Origin of the sequence: Paraburkholderia sp. BR10882, from assembly GCF_040948855.1 — a bacterium.
In the GTDB taxonomy this organism is placed as follows: Bacteria; Pseudomonadota; Gammaproteobacteria; order Burkholderiales; family Burkholderiaceae; genus Paraburkholderia; species Paraburkholderia nodosa_A.
Map to the genome: position 1 here is coordinate 86,774 of NZ_JBFPKP010000013.1, position 18,183 is coordinate 104,956.

At 65.6% G+C, this 18,183-nt stretch carries 14 protein-coding genes; 6 read left to right on the top strand and 8 right to left on the bottom strand.

Translation table 11 applies throughout. The features are described from left to right. Positions 1-2: 2 nt before the first annotated feature. From AB3X99_RS28005 to AB3X99_RS28020, 4 genes are all read right to left on the bottom strand, one after another. Entirely contained in the window at positions 3-902 is a 900-nt protein-coding gene (locus tag AB3X99_RS28005; protein ID WP_368618811.1) for a carbohydrate ABC transporter permease, read from the bottom strand. A gap of 143 nt (positions 903-1,045) precedes the next feature. Next, positions 1,046-2,308: an extracellular solute-binding protein gene (locus AB3X99_RS28010; protein ID WP_342949009.1), complete on the bottom strand. Its 1,263-nt coding sequence runs from the start codon at positions 2,306-2,308 to the stop codon at positions 1,046-1,048. A 71-nt stretch (positions 2,309-2,379) separates the two neighbouring features. Next, positions 2,380-4,380, bottom strand: coding sequence for a beta-galactosidase (locus AB3X99_RS28015; RefSeq protein WP_368618812.1), 2,001 nt, complete (start codon positions 4,378-4,380; stop codon positions 2,380-2,382). A 23-nt stretch (positions 4,381-4,403) separates the two neighbouring features. Then, positions 4,404-5,576 carry an ABC transporter ATP-binding protein gene (locus tag AB3X99_RS28020; RefSeq protein WP_368618755.1) on the bottom strand — a complete coding sequence of 391 codons (1,173 nt, stop codon included), beginning with the start codon at positions 5,574-5,576 and terminating at the stop codon, positions 4,404-4,406. A 202-nt stretch (positions 5,577-5,778) separates the two neighbouring features. Between AB3X99_RS28020 and AB3X99_RS28025 the strand changes: the two genes are divergently transcribed. Both AB3X99_RS28025 and AB3X99_RS28030 read left to right on the top strand, forming a co-directional pair. Further along, positions 5,779-6,810, top strand: a complete 1,032-nt coding sequence (locus AB3X99_RS28025) for a LacI family DNA-binding transcriptional regulator (protein ID WP_342949011.1) — start codon at positions 5,779-5,781, stop codon at positions 6,808-6,810. Between the two features lie 165 nt (positions 6,811-6,975). Continuing rightward, positions 6,976-8,742 (top strand): methyl-accepting chemotaxis protein, encoded by a 1,767-nt coding sequence (locus AB3X99_RS28030; protein WP_368618756.1) that lies wholly within the window; start codon positions 6,976-6,978, stop codon positions 8,740-8,742. A gap of 18 nt (positions 8,743-8,760) precedes the next feature. Here AB3X99_RS28030 and AB3X99_RS28035 read toward each other — a convergent pair whose 3' ends face one another. Further along, positions 8,761-9,744, bottom strand: coding sequence for a response regulator (locus AB3X99_RS28035; RefSeq protein ID WP_368618757.1), 984 nt, complete (start codon positions 9,742-9,744; stop codon positions 8,761-8,763). A 296-nt stretch (positions 9,745-10,040) separates the two neighbouring features. Between AB3X99_RS28035 and AB3X99_RS28040 the strand changes: the two genes are divergently transcribed. Beyond that, on the top strand, positions 10,041-10,538 hold the full coding sequence (locus AB3X99_RS28040) for a thioesterase family protein (RefSeq protein ID WP_069265858.1): 498 nt from the start codon (positions 10,041-10,043) through the stop codon (positions 10,536-10,538). Between the two features lie 24 nt (positions 10,539-10,562). On the opposite strand, the gene AB3X99_RS28045 is transcribed toward AB3X99_RS28040, so the two are convergent. After that, positions 10,563-12,050 (bottom strand): ATP-binding protein, encoded by a 1,488-nt coding sequence (locus tag AB3X99_RS28045; protein WP_368618758.1) that lies wholly within the window; start codon positions 12,048-12,050, stop codon positions 10,563-10,565. Between the two features lie 337 nt (positions 12,051-12,387). On the opposite strand from AB3X99_RS28045, the gene AB3X99_RS28050 reads away from it, so the two are divergent. From AB3X99_RS28050 to AB3X99_RS28060, 3 genes are all read left to right on the top strand, one after another. After that, entirely contained in the window at positions 12,388-13,029 is a 642-nt protein-coding gene (locus AB3X99_RS28050) for an HD domain-containing protein (protein WP_368618759.1), read from the top strand. Positions 13,030-13,231: 202 nt separating this feature from the next. Further along, positions 13,232-14,962 carry a diguanylate cyclase gene (locus AB3X99_RS28055; protein WP_368618760.1) on the top strand — a complete coding sequence of 577 codons (1,731 nt, stop codon included), beginning with the start codon at positions 13,232-13,234 and terminating at the stop codon, positions 14,960-14,962. 193 nt (positions 14,963-15,155) lie between these two features. Next, complete coding sequence (locus tag AB3X99_RS28060; protein WP_368618761.1) at positions 15,156-16,727, top strand: EAL domain-containing protein; 1,572 nt, start codon at positions 15,156-15,158, stop codon at positions 16,725-16,727. Between the two features lie 13 nt (positions 16,728-16,740). Here AB3X99_RS28060 and AB3X99_RS28065 read toward each other — a convergent pair whose 3' ends face one another. Together AB3X99_RS28065 and AB3X99_RS28070 are read right to left on the bottom strand one after the other, a co-directional pair. Beyond that, the gene (locus tag AB3X99_RS28065) at positions 16,741-17,382 is read right to left on the bottom strand and encodes a GNAT family N-acetyltransferase (RefSeq protein WP_368618762.1); all 642 of its coding nucleotides are present in this window, start codon (positions 17,380-17,382) and stop codon (positions 16,741-16,743) included. A gap of 111 nt (positions 17,383-17,493) precedes the next feature. Further along, positions 17,494-18,147 carry a GntR family transcriptional regulator gene (locus tag AB3X99_RS28070; RefSeq protein WP_176732910.1) on the bottom strand — a complete coding sequence of 218 codons (654 nt, stop codon included), beginning with the start codon at positions 18,145-18,147 and terminating at the stop codon, positions 17,494-17,496. Between the last annotated feature and the right edge of the window lie 36 nt (positions 18,148-18,183).

Here is an 18,183-nt window from a genome sequence, read left to right on the forward strand (position 1 = left end):
ATTCAGTGCTCGCTGCGCAGCAGGCGGCGCAGGTGATAGACGATGTAGAGCAGCATGATCGCGAACAGCACGACGGCAATCGCGGCCGAATAACCGAGCCGGTAGTATTTGATCGCCTGGTCGTACATGTAGTACGCGAGCACGGTCGAGCTTTCGAACGGTCCGCCGCCCGTCATCACGGAGATGAGGTCGAAACTGCGCAGCGCGCCTATGATCGTGACCACCACGGCCATGAACGTGACGGGCCGCAGTTGCGGCAGGATCACGTGCCAGAGCATGGTCCAGCCCTTCGCGCCTTCCATGCGCGCGGCCTCGATCTGCTCGCTGTTGAGCGTGGTGAGGCCCGTGAGATAGAGGATCATGCAGTACGCGGTTTGCGGCCAGAGTGCGGCGAAGATGATGCCCGGCGTGGCGTAGTTCGGGTCGCCGAGCACGGGAATGCCGCGGCCCAGCATGAGCGCGAGCAGGCCGAACGTGGGGTCGTAGAACCACGAGTAGATGAGGCCCACCACCACGCCAGAAAGCACGAACGGCGCGAAGAACAGCGACTTGACGATGCGGATGCCGCCCACGGCCTGGTTGAGGTACAGCGCGATCGCAAGACCCATGGGCGGTGCGAGCAGGAACAGCACCAGCCAGATCACGTTGTTCCTGAGCGCCGTGTAGAACGTGGGCGAGTGGAACAGCTCGATATAGTTCGCGAAACCCACGAAGCTCGCTTCGGTCATGCCGTCCCAGTTGTAGAGCGAGAGACGCAGCGTGGAGAGAATCGGCCAGATCACGTAGACCGCGAACATGATGACCGCGGGCGCGAGAAAGAGGCACGCGGCACGGCGCTGGCGCCGCGCGGTGGGCGACGCGCGGCGGCGCGGCTGAATGCCTCGCCCGCTTGCGTGCTGCATGCCGCCGTTCTCGCCGCCTGCCGGCGCGGCGCCGTCCACGCGATGCGCAACGGTATGACTCACTGCCTGTCTCACGGCAAAAACCTCCGCTTGATTACCCGGCGGGCAGCGCCGACGCACTACCCGCCTTCGCTTCGAACACCTTACTTCTTGTAGATCCGCTGACGCGTCTGCTCGAGCTGCGCGAGAATCGAGTCGAGCTTCGTGGGATCGGACACGAACTGCTGCATGCCCTTCATGCCTTCATCAGCCATTTCCTTCGTCATGTCGCGATCATAGAACTGCGCAATGCCGCCCTTCGTGTTCGAGAGGATCTGGAAGCCGATCTTCGAAATCGGGTCTTCGGGCTCCGGCGACTTGCTGTTGGCCGAAAGCGAACCCAGCCCCTTGGCAAGCTGCGCGCCAACATCCGGCGTCTCCGCGAACGCGAGGAACGCATGCGCATCGGCCTTGTTCTTCGCCTTGCCCGGAATGTGCAGCGATTCGACCGGACCGTCTTCGGCGGTCGGCACGTTCGGGTCGATGATCGGGAACTGGAAGTAGCCCATCTGCTGCTTGACCGTCGGGCTGAAACCGCCCGTGATGAAGGTACCCATCAGCATCATCGCGGCCTTACCCTGGAACAGGAACGGCTGCGCCGCATCGAGATCGTACGAGAGCGAATTGGGAATGAAGTCGCCGTCGTCGAGCAACTGTTTCCACGTCACGTAGACCTTCTTCACACGCGGGTCGGTGTACGGCACCTCGCCTGCCATCAGCTTCTGGTGGAACGCGTTGCCGTTCAGGCGCAGATCCAGATAGTCGAACCAGCCCGCCAGTGTCCACGCGTCGCGCCCGGCCACGGCAATCGGCGCGATGCCCGCGGCCTTGAGCTTCTTGCAGGCATCGAGGAATTCATTCCACGTTTTCGGCTCGCTCTTGATGCCTACCTTGTCGAACAGGTCCTTGCGATAGAACATGCCCCACGAGTAATACACCGTGGGCGCGGCGTACTGCTTGCCCTGGTACGACGAAGCTTCCTTCGTCGAGGCGTACATGCTGTCCCAGTTGTTCTTTTTCCAGTCGTCGGAAAGATCCGCGAAAAGGCCGCGCTTCGCGTAGTAGGCCATGCGCTCGCCGTCGTGCCAGTTCACGATGTCGGGCGGCGCGGTCGTGAGCCAGTTCGGCAACTGGACCTTGTAGGCTTCCTCGTCGACGAACGACACCTTTACGTCGGTGCCGGGGTGCGTCTTCTTGAACTGTTCGATCACCTGTTCCCACACGGCGCGCTGGCTTGCGCCCTTGTAGGCAATGTTCATTTCGAGCGTGCCGGCCTGCGCCGCGCTCGCGAACGCGCCTGCAAGCGCGCCCGCCGCCAGCGTCGCAGCAACGAGCAGGGTGCGTGGTCTGAAGGTCTTGCCGATCATGCGTGTCTCCTTGGTTATACGTCGTTGTCGGTGCTGCATCGTCAGGAACTGCGCAATACGTCTATTTGCGTCTATTGCGAACGGTAGGCGCTCACGCCCTGCGGCTCTATCGTACGCGAGCCGATCACGTATGCATCGTCGGGAATATCCGCAGAAAGGGTGTGCGTGCTGGGCCCGTAGTTGAACACCCAGGTGAAGCCGCCGCGCCGGCTCACGCGGATCGCGTCGCCAAGCGGCTGCGGCGTGAGGCCCGCTTCGCGCGCCACGCGCGCAAAGAGCGCCTGCGTGCTCGCCTCGTCGAACAGGCTCGCGAGGTAGTGGACCGCGCCGCTCCTCACGTACGCGGGATGGCCGTCGCTGAACGTCGCGCGCACTTCCGGCACGGCCCATTCGTTTTCGCCGGTATCGGCGCCGAGTTCGATCAGATCGCGCCAGTGGCGCGCGTGGCCTTCGTGCGCGCCATCCATGTCGAAGCGCACCGGCTCGCTGATGTTGGGCCGCAGCGACTCCACGCGCCACACGCGCAGCGGCAGCAGCGCCGCGAGCGGCCCCGGCGGCAGGTTGGCGGGAATTTGCAGATCCGCGGTTTTCGAGCCCGTGCGCGGCCCGATCACCACTTGCGCGCCCGAACTGGCGAGGCGCTGCGCGAAGTCGTCTGGCACGACGGGCAGCGGCGGCACAACCACGAGCCGGTAGCCGTCGAGCGGCGCGTGCACCGAAACGATATCCACGTCGAAGCCGAGCGCGCGCAGCGCCGAGTAGTACTCCACAGCGAAGCGCGGATAGTGGAAATCCGCGCCCTGCGGATGAATCTCGAAGAGCCACTTCGCCTCGTAATCGAGCACGAGCGCAACCGGCGTTTTCACGTCGAAGTCGCGGCCGCCCTTGGCCACCGCGAGCACGGCCTCGATTTCCTCGGCCACGCGCGCCGCTTCCGCACTGGCGAGGTCGGGGCGGTTGTCGGGCGTATTCAGGCCCGCGTGCATCTGCTCCTGCGCGAACGGCGCCTGGCGCCAGCGGAAATACGACACGCAGCCCGCGCCGTGCGCGAACGCTTCCCAGCTCCAGAGGCGCACCATGCCGGGCAGCGGCGCGGGGTTCCAGTGGGCCCAGTTCACGGGGCCGGGCTGCTGCTCCATGACCCAGAACGGCAGCTTCGACATGCCGCGATACACGTCGTGATTGAACGAGGCGAAGTCCGGGTGCCCGGTGCGCAGATAGCGCGCCTTCACGTCGGGTGCGTACCACTGCTGGTCGAGCGCGCCGAGCGGATAGCTGTCCCACGCCGCGACGTCGAGATCGGCGGCGACCTTGTAGTGATCGAACTCCATGAAGAGCTGCATGAAGTTGTGTGCAATGGGCCGCCCCGGCGAATGCGCGCGCAGGATATCGACCTGCATGCGGTTGTAGCGCTGCACTTCATCGGAGGCGAAGCGCTGGTAGTCGAGCCGGTGCGACGGATGCGCCTCGGTCACGGTGCCAACGGGCGCCTCGATTTCGTCGAAGCTGCGGTACTCCATGCTCCAGAACACGGTGCCCCAGGCGGTGTTGAGCGCGTCGATGCTGCCGTAACGCGCCTTGAGCCATTCGCGAAAGCGCTGCACCGCCGCCGTCGAGTAGCTGACCACCGTTTGATGGCAGCCGTACTCGTTATCGGTCTGCCAGTACGCGACGGCGGGATGCTGGCCATAACGCGCGGCGACCGCCTCGCAAATGCGCCGCGAAGCCTCGTAATACGCCGGCGACGAAAAATCGTAGTGCCGCCGCGAGCCGAACCCGCGCACGCGGCCATCGGCGCCCACGGGCAGGATGTCGGGATGCTGGTCGATCAGCCACTTGGGCGGCGTGGCGGTGGGCGTGCACATCACCACTTGCAGGCCGGCGGCACCGAGCGTGTCGATCGCGCGATCGAGCCAGCCCCAGTCGAATGCGCCCGGCGAGGGCTCGATGCGGCTCCACGCGAATTCGGCGATACGCACCTGCGCGATGCCCAGCGCCTTCATGCGCGCGGCGTCGTCTTTCCACATGGCCTCCGGCCAGTGCTCCGGGTAATAGCAGACTCCAAGACGCATCCCTGTGTCCTCGGTTGTTGTTTTCATGCGGGTTGATCGGCGGTGGCGAGCGGCACAACGGCGAAGCCGTCTTCCGCGAACAGATGGCAGGCGCTCGCGCTCGCACGGAACTGCGCGGTATCGCCGCTACTGAGCCGGGCATCGCCGGGCGCCTTGGCGACGAGCACCGCCTCGCCCCGCTGATCGAGGTGCACATAGCTGTGTTCGCCAAGCTCCTCGATCAGCGTGATGGCACGCGCAATCGTCAAGGCATCCTGAGCATCGCGCGAGGTGCGCGAGGCCACACCTTCCACCACGAGTTCGAGATGCTCGGGACGCACGCCGAACGTGACCGGCGCGCCCACGGCGAGCCGCGCGCCCTGTACCGGCAGCCGCACCGTTTCGCCGCTTTCGTCGAGCGTGACGCTCACGCCGTTCGTCTCGATGGCCGCCACGCGCGCCGGCAGAAAATTCATGCGCGGCGAGCCGATGAAGCCCGCCACGAAGCGGCTCGCGGGCCGGTGATAAAGCTCGAGCGGCGCGCCAACTTGCGCGATGCTGCCGTATCGTTCGGTATCCTTACCGCTATGCAGCAGGACAATCTTGTCGGCGAGCGTCATCGCCTCGATCTGGTCGTGCGTCACGTACACCACGCTCGCCTGCTCGAACTGGCGATGCAGGCGCGCGATCTCGATACGCGTCTGGCCGCGCAACGTGGCATCGAGATTGGAAAGCGGTTCGTCGAACAGGAACACGCCGGGCTCGCGTACGATCGCCCGGCCAATCGCCACGCGCTGCCGCTGGCCGCCCGAAAGCGCCTTGGGGTGACGCTCGAGCAACGCTTCGAGCTGAAGAATGCGTGCGGCTTCGCGCACCTTGCGATCGATCTCGGCCCTCGGCGTTTTCGCGAGCTTGAGGCCGAACGCCATGTTCTCGTACACGGTCATGTGCGGGAACAGCGCGTAGCTCTGGAACACCATGGCCACGCCGCGCTGCGCGGCACTCACGTCGTTCACGAGCTTGCCGCCGATCGAAATGTCGCCGTCGGTGACGTCTTCCAGGCCCGCGATCATGCGCAGCAGCGTGGACTTGCCGCAGCCCGAAGGGCCGAGGAATACACAGAACTCGTTCCTGCCAATCTCCAGATCGACGTTGCGAATCACCGGCGCATTCTCGCCGTATGCCTTCTGAACGCCGCGCAACGAAATGCTCGCCATCGTCCCGTCTCCATGTTCTAATCAGCGCGACACGGAGATTAAGCGCTTAATCAGCAGCCCATAAAAAAGCGATCGCTTCTGCGATCTGGCTGCCTTGTCTCCGATATTCGCTTTGATTGTCGGGCCAATGTTGCAGTGCCCGTCACAATCATGCAAATGTTGAATCGCCTTCCCATATTTTGAGATGGACATGTGAGATCCCATGCCGACCCTGAACGAAGTCGCGCGCCGCGCCGGCGTCACGCCGGCCACCGTCTCGAACGTCTTGCGCGAGCGCGGGCGCGTGGGCGAAGCCACGCGCCAACGCGTGCTCGAAGCGGTCGAGGCGCTCGGCTATCGCCCGCATTTGTCGGCCCGCGCGCTCGCCGAAGGGCGGCCGCCCACCATTGCGCTGATGGTGTCGAGCATCGCGAATCCGTTCTATCCGGAGTTCGCGCTCGCCGTGGAGAATGCGCTGCGGCGCAGCGGGCGCTTTCTCATCATCTGCAATACGGATGGCGACCCGCAAACGGGCCGCGCCTACCTCGAACAGATTGCGGGCACGCTCTCGGCGGGCGTGCTCGTGATGAACGCCAATCTCGACTTTGCCGACCTGCGCGCCACCGTGCGGCGCGGCGCGCCGGTCGTGCTGTGCATGTGGGAGCGGCCGCTCGACCCGCCGGGCCTGCCGTGCGTGGCCGTGGACTTCCGGCGCGCGGGGGAGCTTGCCGCGCAGCATTTGCTGACACTCGGGCATCGGCGCATTGGGGCGATCGTCGGCAGCAAGGTTTCCGGCATTCACGCGGCACGCTATGACGGCTTCGTCGCGGCCATGCAGGCCGCCGGCCTCGACGGTGCGGGCGCGCCCGTACGCTATGCGCCGGACACGACGCAAGGCGGTTATGCGGCCACGAGCGAGTTGCTCGCGCGGCATCCCGACCTCACCGCGATCTTCGCGACCAACGACCTGCCGGCGCTAGGCGCCATGCAGGCCGCCGCCGATCTTGGGCTCGACGTGCCGCGCGAGCTTTCCGTGGTCGGCATTACCGATATTCAGCTGGCGCGCGAGTCGCGGCCCCCGCTCACGACCGTTGCGGTCGCAACGACCGAGGCGGCAGAGCTGGCCGTCGAGTTGCTGACGGAACTGGTCGAAGCGCCCGGTTCGGCCGCCGGCGCGGCGGCGCGCGTGTGCGTGGTCCCGGCGCCGCGGCTGGTCGTGCGAGCTTCGACGGCGGCGCCGGGAACGAAAGCATAACGAAAGAATTAGCATGACAAGTCCCACCCAGCGCAAAGGTCCCATACGCAAACGTTAAGGTTCCCTCCAAACCATCCGTTAAACACGTTGGCGCTGCACGTGTGCACTGCCGCGAGAATACAAATCGAAGACGGCTGGAGAAAAACGAACGTGAAGCGAACAACGTTGAATCAGAAAGCCTGGGGCATCGTCGGGCTGCTATGGATCTCGCTCGTCGTGCTGGTGGTGGCCAACGCCTTCATGACGCGCTCGGGCATGGTGACGGACCGCAAGGCCCTCGTCGAGCAGGAGACGCAAACCGCACTGGGTGTGGTCTCGTACTATCAGAAAGAAGCGGCCGCGGGCCACATGAGCGCCGACGACGCGAAGCGCCTCGCCATCGCCACGCTGCGCGGCACGCGCTACGGCGACGACCAGAGCGGCTACTTCGGCATTTACGACAGCAACGCCGTGGCGCTGCTCGTGCCGCCCAAGCCGGAGATGGAAGGCAAGAGCCAGGCGAACATGACGGACCCGCGCGGCACGCATGTGGCGCTCGAGATCGTCAAAAGCTCGTCCACGGGCGGCGACGGCTACAGCAGCTACTGGTGGCCGAAGCCCGGCAAGAGCGCGCCGGTCGAAAAGATCACGTACTCCGCCCTCGTACCGGGCTGGGACTGGCACATCTTCACCGGCATCTATACCGACGACATCGACGACGCCTTCCGCAGCGCGCTGATCAGCAACCTTTTGCTCGTGACGGTGATCGGCGCGGCCGTGACGCTCGGTCTCATGTGGCTCATCCGCACGATTCGCCGCAGCCTTGGCGGCGAGCCGGACTACGCTTCGCAGATCTGCCAGCGCATCGCCGAAGGCGATCTCACGGCCCACGTGAATCTCGCGCCCGGCGACCGGCACAGCCTGCTTCATTCGATGCAGCAGATGCAGCGCCAACTGGTCGACACCGTGCAGCGCATCCAGACCTCGGCCGAATCGATCACGACGGGCGCCAAGGAAATCGCGGCGGGCAACCTGGACCTTTCCTCGCGTACCGAAGAGCAAGCCGCGTCGCTCGAGGAAACGGCCGCCAGCATCGAAGAGCTCACGACCACGGTCAAGCACAACACCGACAACGCGCGCCAGGGCAACACGCTCGCGGTCAATGCCTCGGAAGTCGCCGCGCGCGGCGGCGAAGTCGTGCGCCGCGTGGTCGAAACGATGAACGAGATTTCGAGCAGCTCGCAGCGCGTGGAGCAGATCATCGGCGTGATCGACGGCATCGCCTTCCAGACCAACATCCTCGCGCTCAACGCGGCCGTGGAAGCGGCGCGCGCCGGCGACCAGGGCCGTGGCTTCGCCGTCGTGGCGGGCGAAGTGCGCAGCCTCGCCCAGCGCAGCGCGACGGCGGCCAAGGAGATCAAGGACCTGATCGGACAGTCGGTGGCGCAGGTGTCGGAAGGCACGAAGCTCGTCGACGAAGCCGGTAAGACCATCGACGAGGTGGTGATTTCGGCGCGCCGCGTGGCCGACCTGATGGGCGAAATCGCGGCGGCGTCCGAAGAGCAGCACACCGGCATCGAGCAGGTGAACCGCGCCGTCGCGCAGATGGACGAAGTGACGCAGCAGAACGCGGCGCTCGTGGAAGAGGCATCGGCGGCGGCGCAGTCGATGGCAGCGCAGTCGAACGGGTTGCGCGACGTCGTGACGGTATTCCGCGTTGGGGCGCAGGCCGAGTCTGCGCTTGCGTCGACGGTTGCAGCTCCGGCTCAACGCGCGCGTGCCGTGCGCCCCGCCGCACCGCTCAAGCGCCCTGCCCCCGCGCCCGCGAAGGCCACGGCAACCACGCCGGCCCGCAAGGCCGCCAACGCAGCGCCCGCGGTCACAGCAAAGGCGGCATCGGCCAGCCCCGTGGCCACCGCCGCTCACGAAGCGGCAGACTGGGAAACGTTCTAATCGTCGGTCGCGAGGTGATCACGCAAGGCGCCCGCCCTCACCGGGCGCGCCTTGCGCCGCCCGCCATGCGGCAAACGTGATCAACCCGGGCGCAAGTCCAGGATCGCCGATACGGGTCCAGCTCGTATGCGTGTCGTCGAGTCCCGCCACCGGCTGCGGCGTGGCGAACTCCACGCGCGACATGCCGGGCCGATACGCCTCGTTCGGCCAGTACACCGGCATGACGCGGCGCGCCGCCATTTCCTCGCGCAACGCTTCGGGACCGCCTTCGTCGGTCACGACATCGCATTGTGCCGCCCAGTCGTGACTGTCCCACGCGAGAAACACGCCGGCGTTGCCTTCGGCGTCGAACGTGAGCACGGCGTTCTGCTCGGGGCGCCAGTAGTACTCGACGATGCGCTTGCGCTGCGCGACTTCGTGCAGCACGTCGGCGACGCGCCGGTTCGCGTAGATCGCGCCCACGCCGTGCACGCCGATATGGCCGCGCCGTGCGCAGAACTTGCGCTTGGCGTCTTCTATCGCGCCGCGCAGCTTGCGGGTCATCGCCGGATCGGACTTCTTCACGTAAAAGTCGATCAGCCCCGCGTTGAACGCCTCCACCGCGTGTGATTCGTCGGCCGTGGCCGTGAGCAGGATGCGCGTGCACGCCACGTCCTTCGCGGCGGCCAGGAAGTCGACGCCGGTCATCTCCGGCATTTCGTAGTCCACGACGAGCGCCGCGATATCGCCGAAGCGCGCCGCGTCGGTCATTACGTCCTCACCGAGCGCGTTGCCGCCGCGCTTCTCGAACTCCGACCATGCCGCGCCCGCAGCGGGGTTGCGCGCACTCTGCCGCGCCTCGTGCGAAGCGACGAAGGCCAGCGCTTCTCTTGCGCTCGTGAAGTAGCGATCCGTGCCCGCGCCCGGAAAGAGCCCGCGCAGCGCGTAGATGAAGTCGGGGCTGTCGTCGAGGAAAACGACGGAGACGGGATGGTAAACCGGCTGTCTGACGATGGAACTCATGCTGGATCTCGGTAAACGCGCTGCGCCTCATGCGGCGCGCCCGACACCTGGAGCGGCACCGCGCGGAAAACATGTCGATTATGCGGCGTCTCGCCTGGACACAGCAACCCGAAGCCGCAGGTGCGCGCTCAATCGAACGCGCGCAAACGTTATCGCACCCAGCGAGCATGAAGCGGTTTGCGTATGTGGGGAGCACGGTATTGGATGAAGAGGAACGCGAAGAGAATGGTGCATGCCTCCGTTTCTCCGGAGGCACGCGCGGCTGCCGCCTGCAGTCCCTATCTGGAGTCACTCTGATGTACGCACGCGAATCCATTCCCGCCGTCCTGTCCCGTGGCACCGCCGGATTCTCCGACGAAATCATGGAAGCTACGCCGACCAAAACGTTTCATCACGTCATCGACATCTACCTCAAGGACTCGAACGCATTCATGAACACGTATTTCGCCCGTTATTTCGAATGGCAGGGCATTTGCCGCGAACGCTGGTTTCACGAGTGCATTCACAACAATCTGCTCGCCTCGGGCGGCGTGTTCGTCACCAAGCGCGCACACCAGGAATACGTGCAGGAAACCTTTCCGTTCCAGCGCGTGGATTGCTACCTCAACACCTTCCAGGTGCGTCAGTGCTCCGCGTATCTCGTGTTCCGCTTTTGCGTGGACGGGCGGCCCGTTTCGCTCGGCTATCAGCAGATCCTCTTTGCCGGCACCGATAAGCGCATTCGCCGCTTTCCGCCCGGCATCATCGAGCGCGTGAAGGAATACGAGCTGGTCCTGCCTTCGGGTTCGAACTGAGCGGATTGAACCCGGCTACCTGAACTAGCCCGCGAAATCCTGCCCCGCCGGAAAGCGGCGGGGTTTCGCCGGCGCATCGTGCAGCGCGCGGTCGGCGCTCGTGCCGGGCTCGGGCAGGCGGATCGTGAAGGTGGTGTACACGTGCGGCTCGGACTCGCAGGCGATCGTGCCGCCCAGCGCCTCCGCCACGCGGCGGCAGAATGTGAGGCCCATGCCGGCCCCGCGCCCGTGCGCCTTGGTCGAATAAAACGGATCGAACACGCGCGGCAGGATATCGGCGGGAATGCCGCAACCGTTGTCGGTAAAGCGCAGCACGCAAAAGCCCGCTTCGCTCGTTGCACTGATCTCCACGCGGCCCACGTAATCGCTCACCCTGTCGCTTCGTTCGGCCATTTCCGCGTGAATCGCGAAGAGCGCGTTCTTGAGCAGATTGAACAGCACGAACACGACGAGCGAATCCGAGCCCGAGAAACTCAGTTGTGCGTCGATGGGTGCCACCTCGACCATGTCGCGCTCGCCAGTGCGGAATGGAAAGCGCTCGAGCGCCGCATTCACGCAGGAGCGCACCGGGTAGGTCTCGAAGCTGCGGCGGTCGAGCCGGTCGAGCGTGAACGAAGCCAGCGACATTTCGACCACGGTGCTCGTGCTGTCCACCTGGCGGCGTATCGAGGTGGCGAGCGAGGAAAGGCGCTCCGACTGACCGGGGTAGAGTCCGTCCACGCACAACTGGTGCTGCACGGCCAGCTGATAACCGCGCATGAGTTCGGGCAACACGTTGCCGATTTCCTCCGCATGCATGCCGATGGCCGCGAGCGGCGTGGCGACTTCGTGCGCCACCGTAGCCGCGATGAGGTACGGGCGCATGAGGCCGAAACGCACGATCGTGACCGCGAGAATGCCAAGGCTGATCGCGATGAACACCGCGCCCGCGGGATAGAACGCGAGCCCGTAGTTGACGGCGTAATCGGTGGCGGCGAGTGTGTACAGGCCGAGGCTCACGAAGCACAGGTCGAGCAGCTTGCGGCGATCGTGCGCGTGCGTCTGACCGCGCGCGGCGTACAGCAGCCAGGCGCTGCGGCACGCGAGCAGCACGGTCTGCGCCACGTGCACGGGATGCAGCATGCCCGCCTTCGGATACTTGCCGAAGAAGAACGTGCCGTAGCCGTCCACGACGGAATCGCTTAACAGCAGCAGCGCCGCGAGCAGCACGCTGAGCAGATACGAGGCGATGAGGAGCGGGCGTTCGCCGCGCCGGGCGCTCACTTCCGTCACGAAGTGATAGAACGTGGTAGGCAGAAAGAGGATGAAAAAGTATCCGACCTTCACGAGCACGCCGGACAGTTCGGGGTCGGACGTCTGGAACAGAAAGGCCCAGGTGCCCTGCCAGAAGAACGTGGTCGCGCACATCAGGGCGAACGGCACCGAGAGGCGCGTGAAGCCCTCGGTCAGGAGCACGTAGACGCCGAATCCGAGAAATAGCGCGGACACGAACGCTGGCAGGATCGAGTACATAGTCTGTCGCGTGGGTTCTTGTTCTTACCGACCTGGTTGACGCGGCGCGTTCCCTGCAGCGTTCCCCGTGCGCCCAATGTGCGATTCGCGGGCCGGATCTCGCCGCCCGATGCAAGGCGCATGAAATGCGCGCCGATCGAATCGATTTTGCCGATTATCGCCGCTAATCCCGGATTGCGGCGAAATTTTGCCGCTATCGGCACCGCCGCTATGCGCCGCGAATCCGCGATGGCCCAATTTCGGTCGAATTGGCAGAAAACCACGGCATCCGTCGATTGAGGACAACCCTGGCGCCGCCCAGAATAGCGCTAATCACCCACCCCGACGGAGCATCCAGATGACCCCGACCCTCGCCGATGTCGCCATCCCCGACAGCCAGCTCGCCCGCGAAATCACCGAACTCGTGCGCGACACCGAATCGCCGCTGCTGTTCCATCATTCGAGCCGCGTCTATTACTTCGGCGCGCTGGCCGGCCGCCGGCTCGGCCTGAAGTTCGATCGCGAACTGCTGTACGCCGGCGCAATGTTTCATGACATGGGCCTCACGCACGCGCACAGCAGCGAGCACGAGCGCTTCGAAGTAGACGGCGCGAATGCCGCGCGCGACTTCCTGCGCGGCCATGGCATCTCGCAGCAGGACATCGACCTCGTGTGGACCGCCATCGCGCTGCATACGACGCCGGGCATCCCGCAGCACATGCATCCGGTGATCGCGCTCGTGACGGCCGGCGTCGAGATGGACGTGCTCGGCATTGCCTACGACCGCTTCAGCGACACCGAACGCGAGGCCGTGGTGCACGCGCACCCGCGCAGCGAACACTTCAAGGAGGACATCATCCAGACCTTCTATGACGGCATCAAGCACAAGCCCGCCACGACGTTCGGCAACGTCAAGGCCGACGTGCTCGCCGACAAGGACCCGCACTTCCATGCCGGCAACTTCTGCAGCGTGATCCGCCATTCGGCCTGGCGCGGTTGACTGACACCCGGAGCGATCCGGGACGTCTGAGGCGGCATGCGCCGCGGTTCTGACAGGCGATGCTATGCTCATCGCGATGTCCGCAAACGCGCTGCCGGGCCACGCTGCAATGCGATGCGCGCGCGTCCAGTCACAGTCCGCCGAGGGCTTCATGCAGCACACGCCAGGCCGCACGCGGCCGCACGGCTTCTCCAGCATAGTCATGAAACGCCCGCATCTCGTGGTGACGGTGTGCTTTCTTGCGGCCATGGCGCTGGTGAGCGGCGTCGGCCTGCGCCAGCTCTACCAGATGACGCGCTACGACCTCCATAGCCGCCAGCGCGACCTGGAGGTGCGCGCCGTAGGCGTGGACGCGCTGATTTCCGCAGAGCGCCGGCGCCTGCTGTTCCTGCGCGACTATGCGGAACATCTGCTCGCTTCGCCGAGCCAGCAGCGCGCCGGCTTGCAGAATCCGAAGGTGCAGGCCGCGCTGCGCGACAGCGGCCGGCCGCAATGGGAGGCTCCCGGCGCGATGGATGGACCGCGCGTTTTCGGCACCAATGCGCAAGGGCTCACGGGAATCGAGGGGTTTGACCGCGACGCCGCCGCACTGCCCGCCGACATCGTGCTCGCGCGTTCGATCAGCCCGCTGCTCGCGATCAGCCAGCACGCCGACGCGGTGCAAAGCACGGTCGCGTATATCTCGGCCAACGGCCTGTACGTGCTCTCGCCCGAGCGCCCGGACGCGCACGCGCCCGACCTGTTGCGGCGCTTCAGCACCATGCCCTACTACCGCCTGCATGCCACCGGACAGAATGCGGGACGCGACATCGTCTGGACTCCGATCTATACGGAATCGAAAAAAGGCGAAGCGATCGCCACGCTCAGCGCGCCCGTCTACACGAACGGACAGTTTCGCGGCGCCGTGGTGATGGACGTCGCACCCTCGCGCCTGCTCGCGCTTCAGCTCGCCACCTCGAACCTGACCGACGACGAGGCGCCTGCCGAGTTCGGCCTGCTGAACAGTAACGGCGACCTTGTCTACTTCGTCAATGGCGAGATCACGGCGCAGCGTCCCGCGCGCTTCGATCCGTATCTGCTCGACGTCGCGCGAGCGTCGGCGGCGGCCTGGTTAAAGCGCGGCAAGGGCTACGCCGTTCACTCGGGCCGGTATCTGCTGTTCCAGCACGTGGGCGATACGCAATGGATCCTGCTCACGGACACGGACGACTCAGAACTCACGCTCGCAGCAGCGCGCCGCGTGTTCAACAGCCCGCTGATCGTCGCCTGGCTGGCGATCGCGGTGCTGCTCGTCGGCACGCTGCGCATCGTCAAGCACATATTCGGCCAGTACGTCGAAGCGAGTACGCGGCTTGAAACGCTCGCGCGCAGCGATCCGCTCACCGGCCTCGCGAACCGCCGGCGCTTCCAGGAAGTATTCGACGAAACACTGGAACGCGCCGCCCGCGAGGGCGCTGAAACGGCGGCGCCCGCCGTGGCGATGCTGATGCTCGATATCGACTACTTCAAGCGCGTGAACGACCGCTTCGGCCACGCGGCGGGGGACCGCGTGCTGGTGATCTTCGCGGACATCCTGCGCAACAACCTGCGCAGCGCGGAAATGCCTGCGCGCGTGGGCGGCGAGGAATTCGCGGCGCTGCTTCCCGGCGCCGATCTCACGGCGGCCGCGAGCGTTGCCGAGCGCATCCGCCGGGCGGTCGAAGCGCACGCGGCAGACTCGGCGCATGGCGCCAGTGTGCCGGGCGAAGCCGTGAACCCGGATGCGATTGCATTCACCGTCTCGATTGGGGTGGCGGCCAGTCCCGCCGACTGCCCCGCCCACTATGAAGCGCTCATGCAGGTCGCCGACCGGCGGCTCTATGCCGCGAAGACAGGCGGCCGCAATCGCGTCGTTGCAGAGGATTCCCGATCGATCGATCCCGCGCGTGCCTGATGTGGGTTTGCCAATCCCGGTGGCCGCATTCATGCGCCACGCATGAGCGAAAACCTCGTCGGCCACTGCGATTGCGCTTGCGCGCCGGACAGCAGCGCGTCGCCGCCAGCGGAAAGACGCTACCATCGGCAGCGGCGATCGACGAAGGCCGCGCGTCGCCTTCGTCCGCGACGCCGGAGCCCGACCGTACGCCATGAGCAGCCGACTCACCGCCCTGACGACCTATTGTGTCGTGGCGTTCGCCGTCCTGGCAACGCTCACGGCGGCAGTGTATGCGTCGGACGCCGTCAACGAACGCCAGCAGCGCCAACAGGTGGACGTCTTTTCGAATCGCGCGCTGCTGCGCGCCGAACTGGTCACCTCCGAAGCCGACTCCGCGCTGCGCCAGCTCATGTCGTACCCCGACACGCCGTGCACGAACGACCACATGCAGCGCCTGCGGCAGGTCGAGGAGCAGTTTCGATACATTCGCGAAGTCGCCTCGACCCATGACATGCGGCTGCGCTGCAGTTCGCTGCACGGCGCTGTCGACATCGCGTTGCCGCCGCCCGAATGGACCTATGCAGGCGGCTTCACCGCCTGGCATACCGAAGTCGGCAAGCGCGGCAACGAGCGGCAGATGCTCAACGTGCGCCTGGGCAACCACGTCGTGGTGATCGATCCGCGCTTCTACCTCGACATCGTGCCGCTCGACGACACCATCAAGCTCACCGTGCTCGAAACGCAGCACGGCGCCGTGATTTCAAGCTGGCCGCACACGGACGACGCCCTCGTACGCGCCGCGCTCCAGCGCACCGGCAGCCCGTATTTCGAAGGCCGCTATTACGTCGTCGAGCGCTCGAGCCGTTATCCCATTGCGGTGGTCGCATACGAGCCCGAGGACCGCATGCGCCGCGACGTGCCGGCGCAGCTCAGAACGCTGCTACCGCCCGCGGTCGTCCTGAGCGCCATCGGCACGTGGCTCGTCCTGCGCTGGCGCCGCACGCTGCGCACGCCGCGCAACGCGATGCTGCAGGGCATCCGTCGGCGCCAGTTCGTGGCGTGGCTGCAGCCGCTCGTCTCGCTGGAGAGCGGGCGCTGCGTCGGCGCCGAAGCGCTCGTGCGCTGGAAGCTCGAAGACGGCACCCTTGTCGCGCCCGACACGTTCATTCCGATGGCGGAGTCGCTCGATCTCATCGAGCCCATCACCGATCAGGTCATACGGTCCGTGTTCGAGGGCGTCGGCGCGATGCTCGCGCGTCGCCGCGATCTGCACGTCTCGCTCAATCTTGCCGGCAAGGATCTCGCCGGCACACGCGTGCTCCAAACCCTCAAGGCGAGCCTCGCGAAATATGGCGTGCGCCCCGAACAAATCTGGTTCGAAGCGATTGAGCGCACGCTCATGGATACGGCCAGCTCCGCACCCGTTCTCGAAGCGTTTCGCGCAGCCGGTCACCGCATCTTCATCGACGATTTCGGCACGGGATATTCGAGTCTCTCGTATCTGCAGGCATTGCCCGTGGATGGCATCAAGATCGACCGCTCGTTCCTCCTCTCGCTGGCGAGCGGCGAGGAAATGAACAAGATCGTGCCGCACATCATCGAAATGGCGCGCAGCCTCGACCTGCTGATGGTCGCCGAGGGGGTGGAAACCGAGGCGCAAGCGCAATATCTGCGCGAGCGCGGCGTGCAGTTCGCGCAGGGCTGGCTCTATGCGAAGGCCATGCCCGCCGACGAATTCCTGCGCTACCTGGAGCGTGAAGCGGCGCGCACGCGCGAGACGTGAGCGTGGCGCACGCTCAGGCGAACTGACCCGGCGACGCGGCGTGCGGCACCTCGCCAGGCGAATGCGGGAGTGCCACGCCGCCGCACCGTGCCGCAGCCGCCTTGCTGAGCACGGCGCTGTCGTAGCCACGGCCGGCAAAACGCACGACGTCGACGAGACTGAAGCCTTGTGCGCGATAGAACGCGATGAGGTGGTCGGCGGGAAACGGCGTGTCGAGCGCGAGCTGCGTGTAGCCGCGCGCAGCCGCCCAATGCCCCGCGAAAGCAAGCAGCGCGCGGCCGATACCGCGGCTTTGCCATTTTGGCTCGATGCCGAACTGATGGACCGAAGCCACACTGCGCTGGCGATAATGTTCGCACTGCGAATGGCTATCGTGACCTTCCACCGTGAGCGTACCGATGATCCTGCCATTGCAGACAGCGACGAAACAATCTCCAGCCAGCGCGCGTTCACGCGTGAGGCTCGCCGCCTGATCGGCACATGAGCAGTGCAATCCAAGCGACGCGAGCCGCGAAAACGCGCGATGCAGCAGACGCGTCAGCGCTTCCCATGAGTCGTGGCGTGGATCGAAGCGCCTCAGCACGAGCCGGCCGAGGCCGGGCTGCACGGAGGTGATTTGCTCTTGCGGGCGCTGGCTTGCACGCGAGATCGACATGGCGTCTCCAGTCGTTTCGATGCCCCCAGTCTAGGGTTGGCCCGTAAGGGCCACAAGAAAAAATCTCGTAAAAACCGGCGCGATGGTTGTGAATGCAGTGGTGTATGCGCGCTAGCCTTGCTCGGCCATACGCTCCACCACGGCGAGCACGATGCGTCGTGCCGAGTCGATATGCGCCACGGTCAAGGCGCGCGCGCCGCGTGCGTTGCGCGCGAGGCACGCTTCCAGGATGGCCTCGTGTTCGTGCTGAAACGAGGGGGTATCGGCAAGGAGCGTATTTTGCAGCCGCTCATAGCGCTCCACCTGCGCGCGCAGTTCGCGTATCGCCGCCAGTTGCCTGGCGTTGCCGCAGGCGCCGTAAATCAGTTCGTGAAATTCACGGTTGAGTTCGCCCTGCTTCTGCGTGGTGACTGCTTCGCCCAGCAGCCGGTGAACGAGTTCCGCGCGTGCAAGCGTTTCGTCGTCGATGCGCTTGACCCCGCGAAAGACCGCGTCGCCTTCGAGCAGCGCGCGCAGGCCGTAGATCTCCTCCACGTCCTGCACCGTGAGCATGCGCACGACCGCGCCGCGATTGCGGAAAATCTCGACGAGCCCCTCGCGCGCGAGCCGCTGGATCGCTTCGCGCAGCGGAATGCGGCTCACCTCGAAACGCTCCGCGAGATCGCGCTCGACAAGGCGCTCGCCGCTGCCCAGTTCACCGCTGACGATCAGGTCGCGCAACCCGGACGCAACCGCGTCCGCCGTGGAGTCGAATTTTGTTTCCATGCATGTCATGCCCGGTTAGTGCCCGGTTCGTTTTCG

Excerpts from the sequence above, each read along its gene's own strand:
- AB3X99_RS28005 (WP_368618811.1), bottom strand. The coding sequence starts at position 902 with ATGCAGCACGCAAGCGGGCGAGGCATTCAGCCGCGCCGCCGCGCGTCG.
- AB3X99_RS28010 (WP_342949009.1), bottom strand. The coding sequence starts at position 2,308 with ATGATCGGCAAGACCTTCAGACCACGCACCCTGCTCGTTGCTGCGACG.
- AB3X99_RS28015 (WP_368618812.1), bottom strand. The coding sequence starts at position 4,380 with ATGCGTCTTGGAGTCTGCTATTACCCGGAGCACTGGCCGGAGGCCATG.
- AB3X99_RS28020 (WP_368618755.1), bottom strand. The coding sequence starts at position 5,576 with ATGGCGAGCATTTCGTTGCGCGGCGTTCAGAAGGCATACGGCGAGAAT.
- AB3X99_RS28025 (WP_342949011.1), top strand. The coding sequence starts at position 5,779 with ATGCCGACCCTGAACGAAGTCGCGCGCCGCGCCGGCGTCACGCCGGCC.
- AB3X99_RS28035 (WP_368618757.1), bottom strand. The coding sequence starts at position 9,744 with ATGAGTTCCATCGTCAGACAGCCGGTTTACCATCCCGTCTCCGTCGTT.
- AB3X99_RS28040 (WP_069265858.1), top strand. The coding sequence starts at position 10,041 with ATGTACGCACGCGAATCCATTCCCGCCGTCCTGTCCCGTGGCACCGCC.
- AB3X99_RS28045 (WP_368618758.1), bottom strand. The coding sequence starts at position 12,050 with ATGTACTCGATCCTGCCAGCGTTCGTGTCCGCGCTATTTCTCGGATTC.
- AB3X99_RS28050 (WP_368618759.1), top strand. The coding sequence starts at position 12,388 with ATGACCCCGACCCTCGCCGATGTCGCCATCCCCGACAGCCAGCTCGCC.
- AB3X99_RS28055 (WP_368618760.1), top strand. The coding sequence starts at position 13,232 with ATGAAACGCCCGCATCTCGTGGTGACGGTGTGCTTTCTTGCGGCCATG.
- AB3X99_RS28060 (WP_368618761.1), top strand. The coding sequence starts at position 15,156 with ATGAGCAGCCGACTCACCGCCCTGACGACCTATTGTGTCGTGGCGTTC.
- AB3X99_RS28065 (WP_368618762.1), bottom strand. The coding sequence starts at position 17,382 with ATGTCGATCTCGCGTGCAAGCCAGCGCCCGCAAGAGCAAATCACCTCC.
- AB3X99_RS28070 (WP_176732910.1), bottom strand. The coding sequence starts at position 18,147 with ATGGAAACAAAATTCGACTCCACGGCGGACGCGGTTGCGTCCGGGTTG.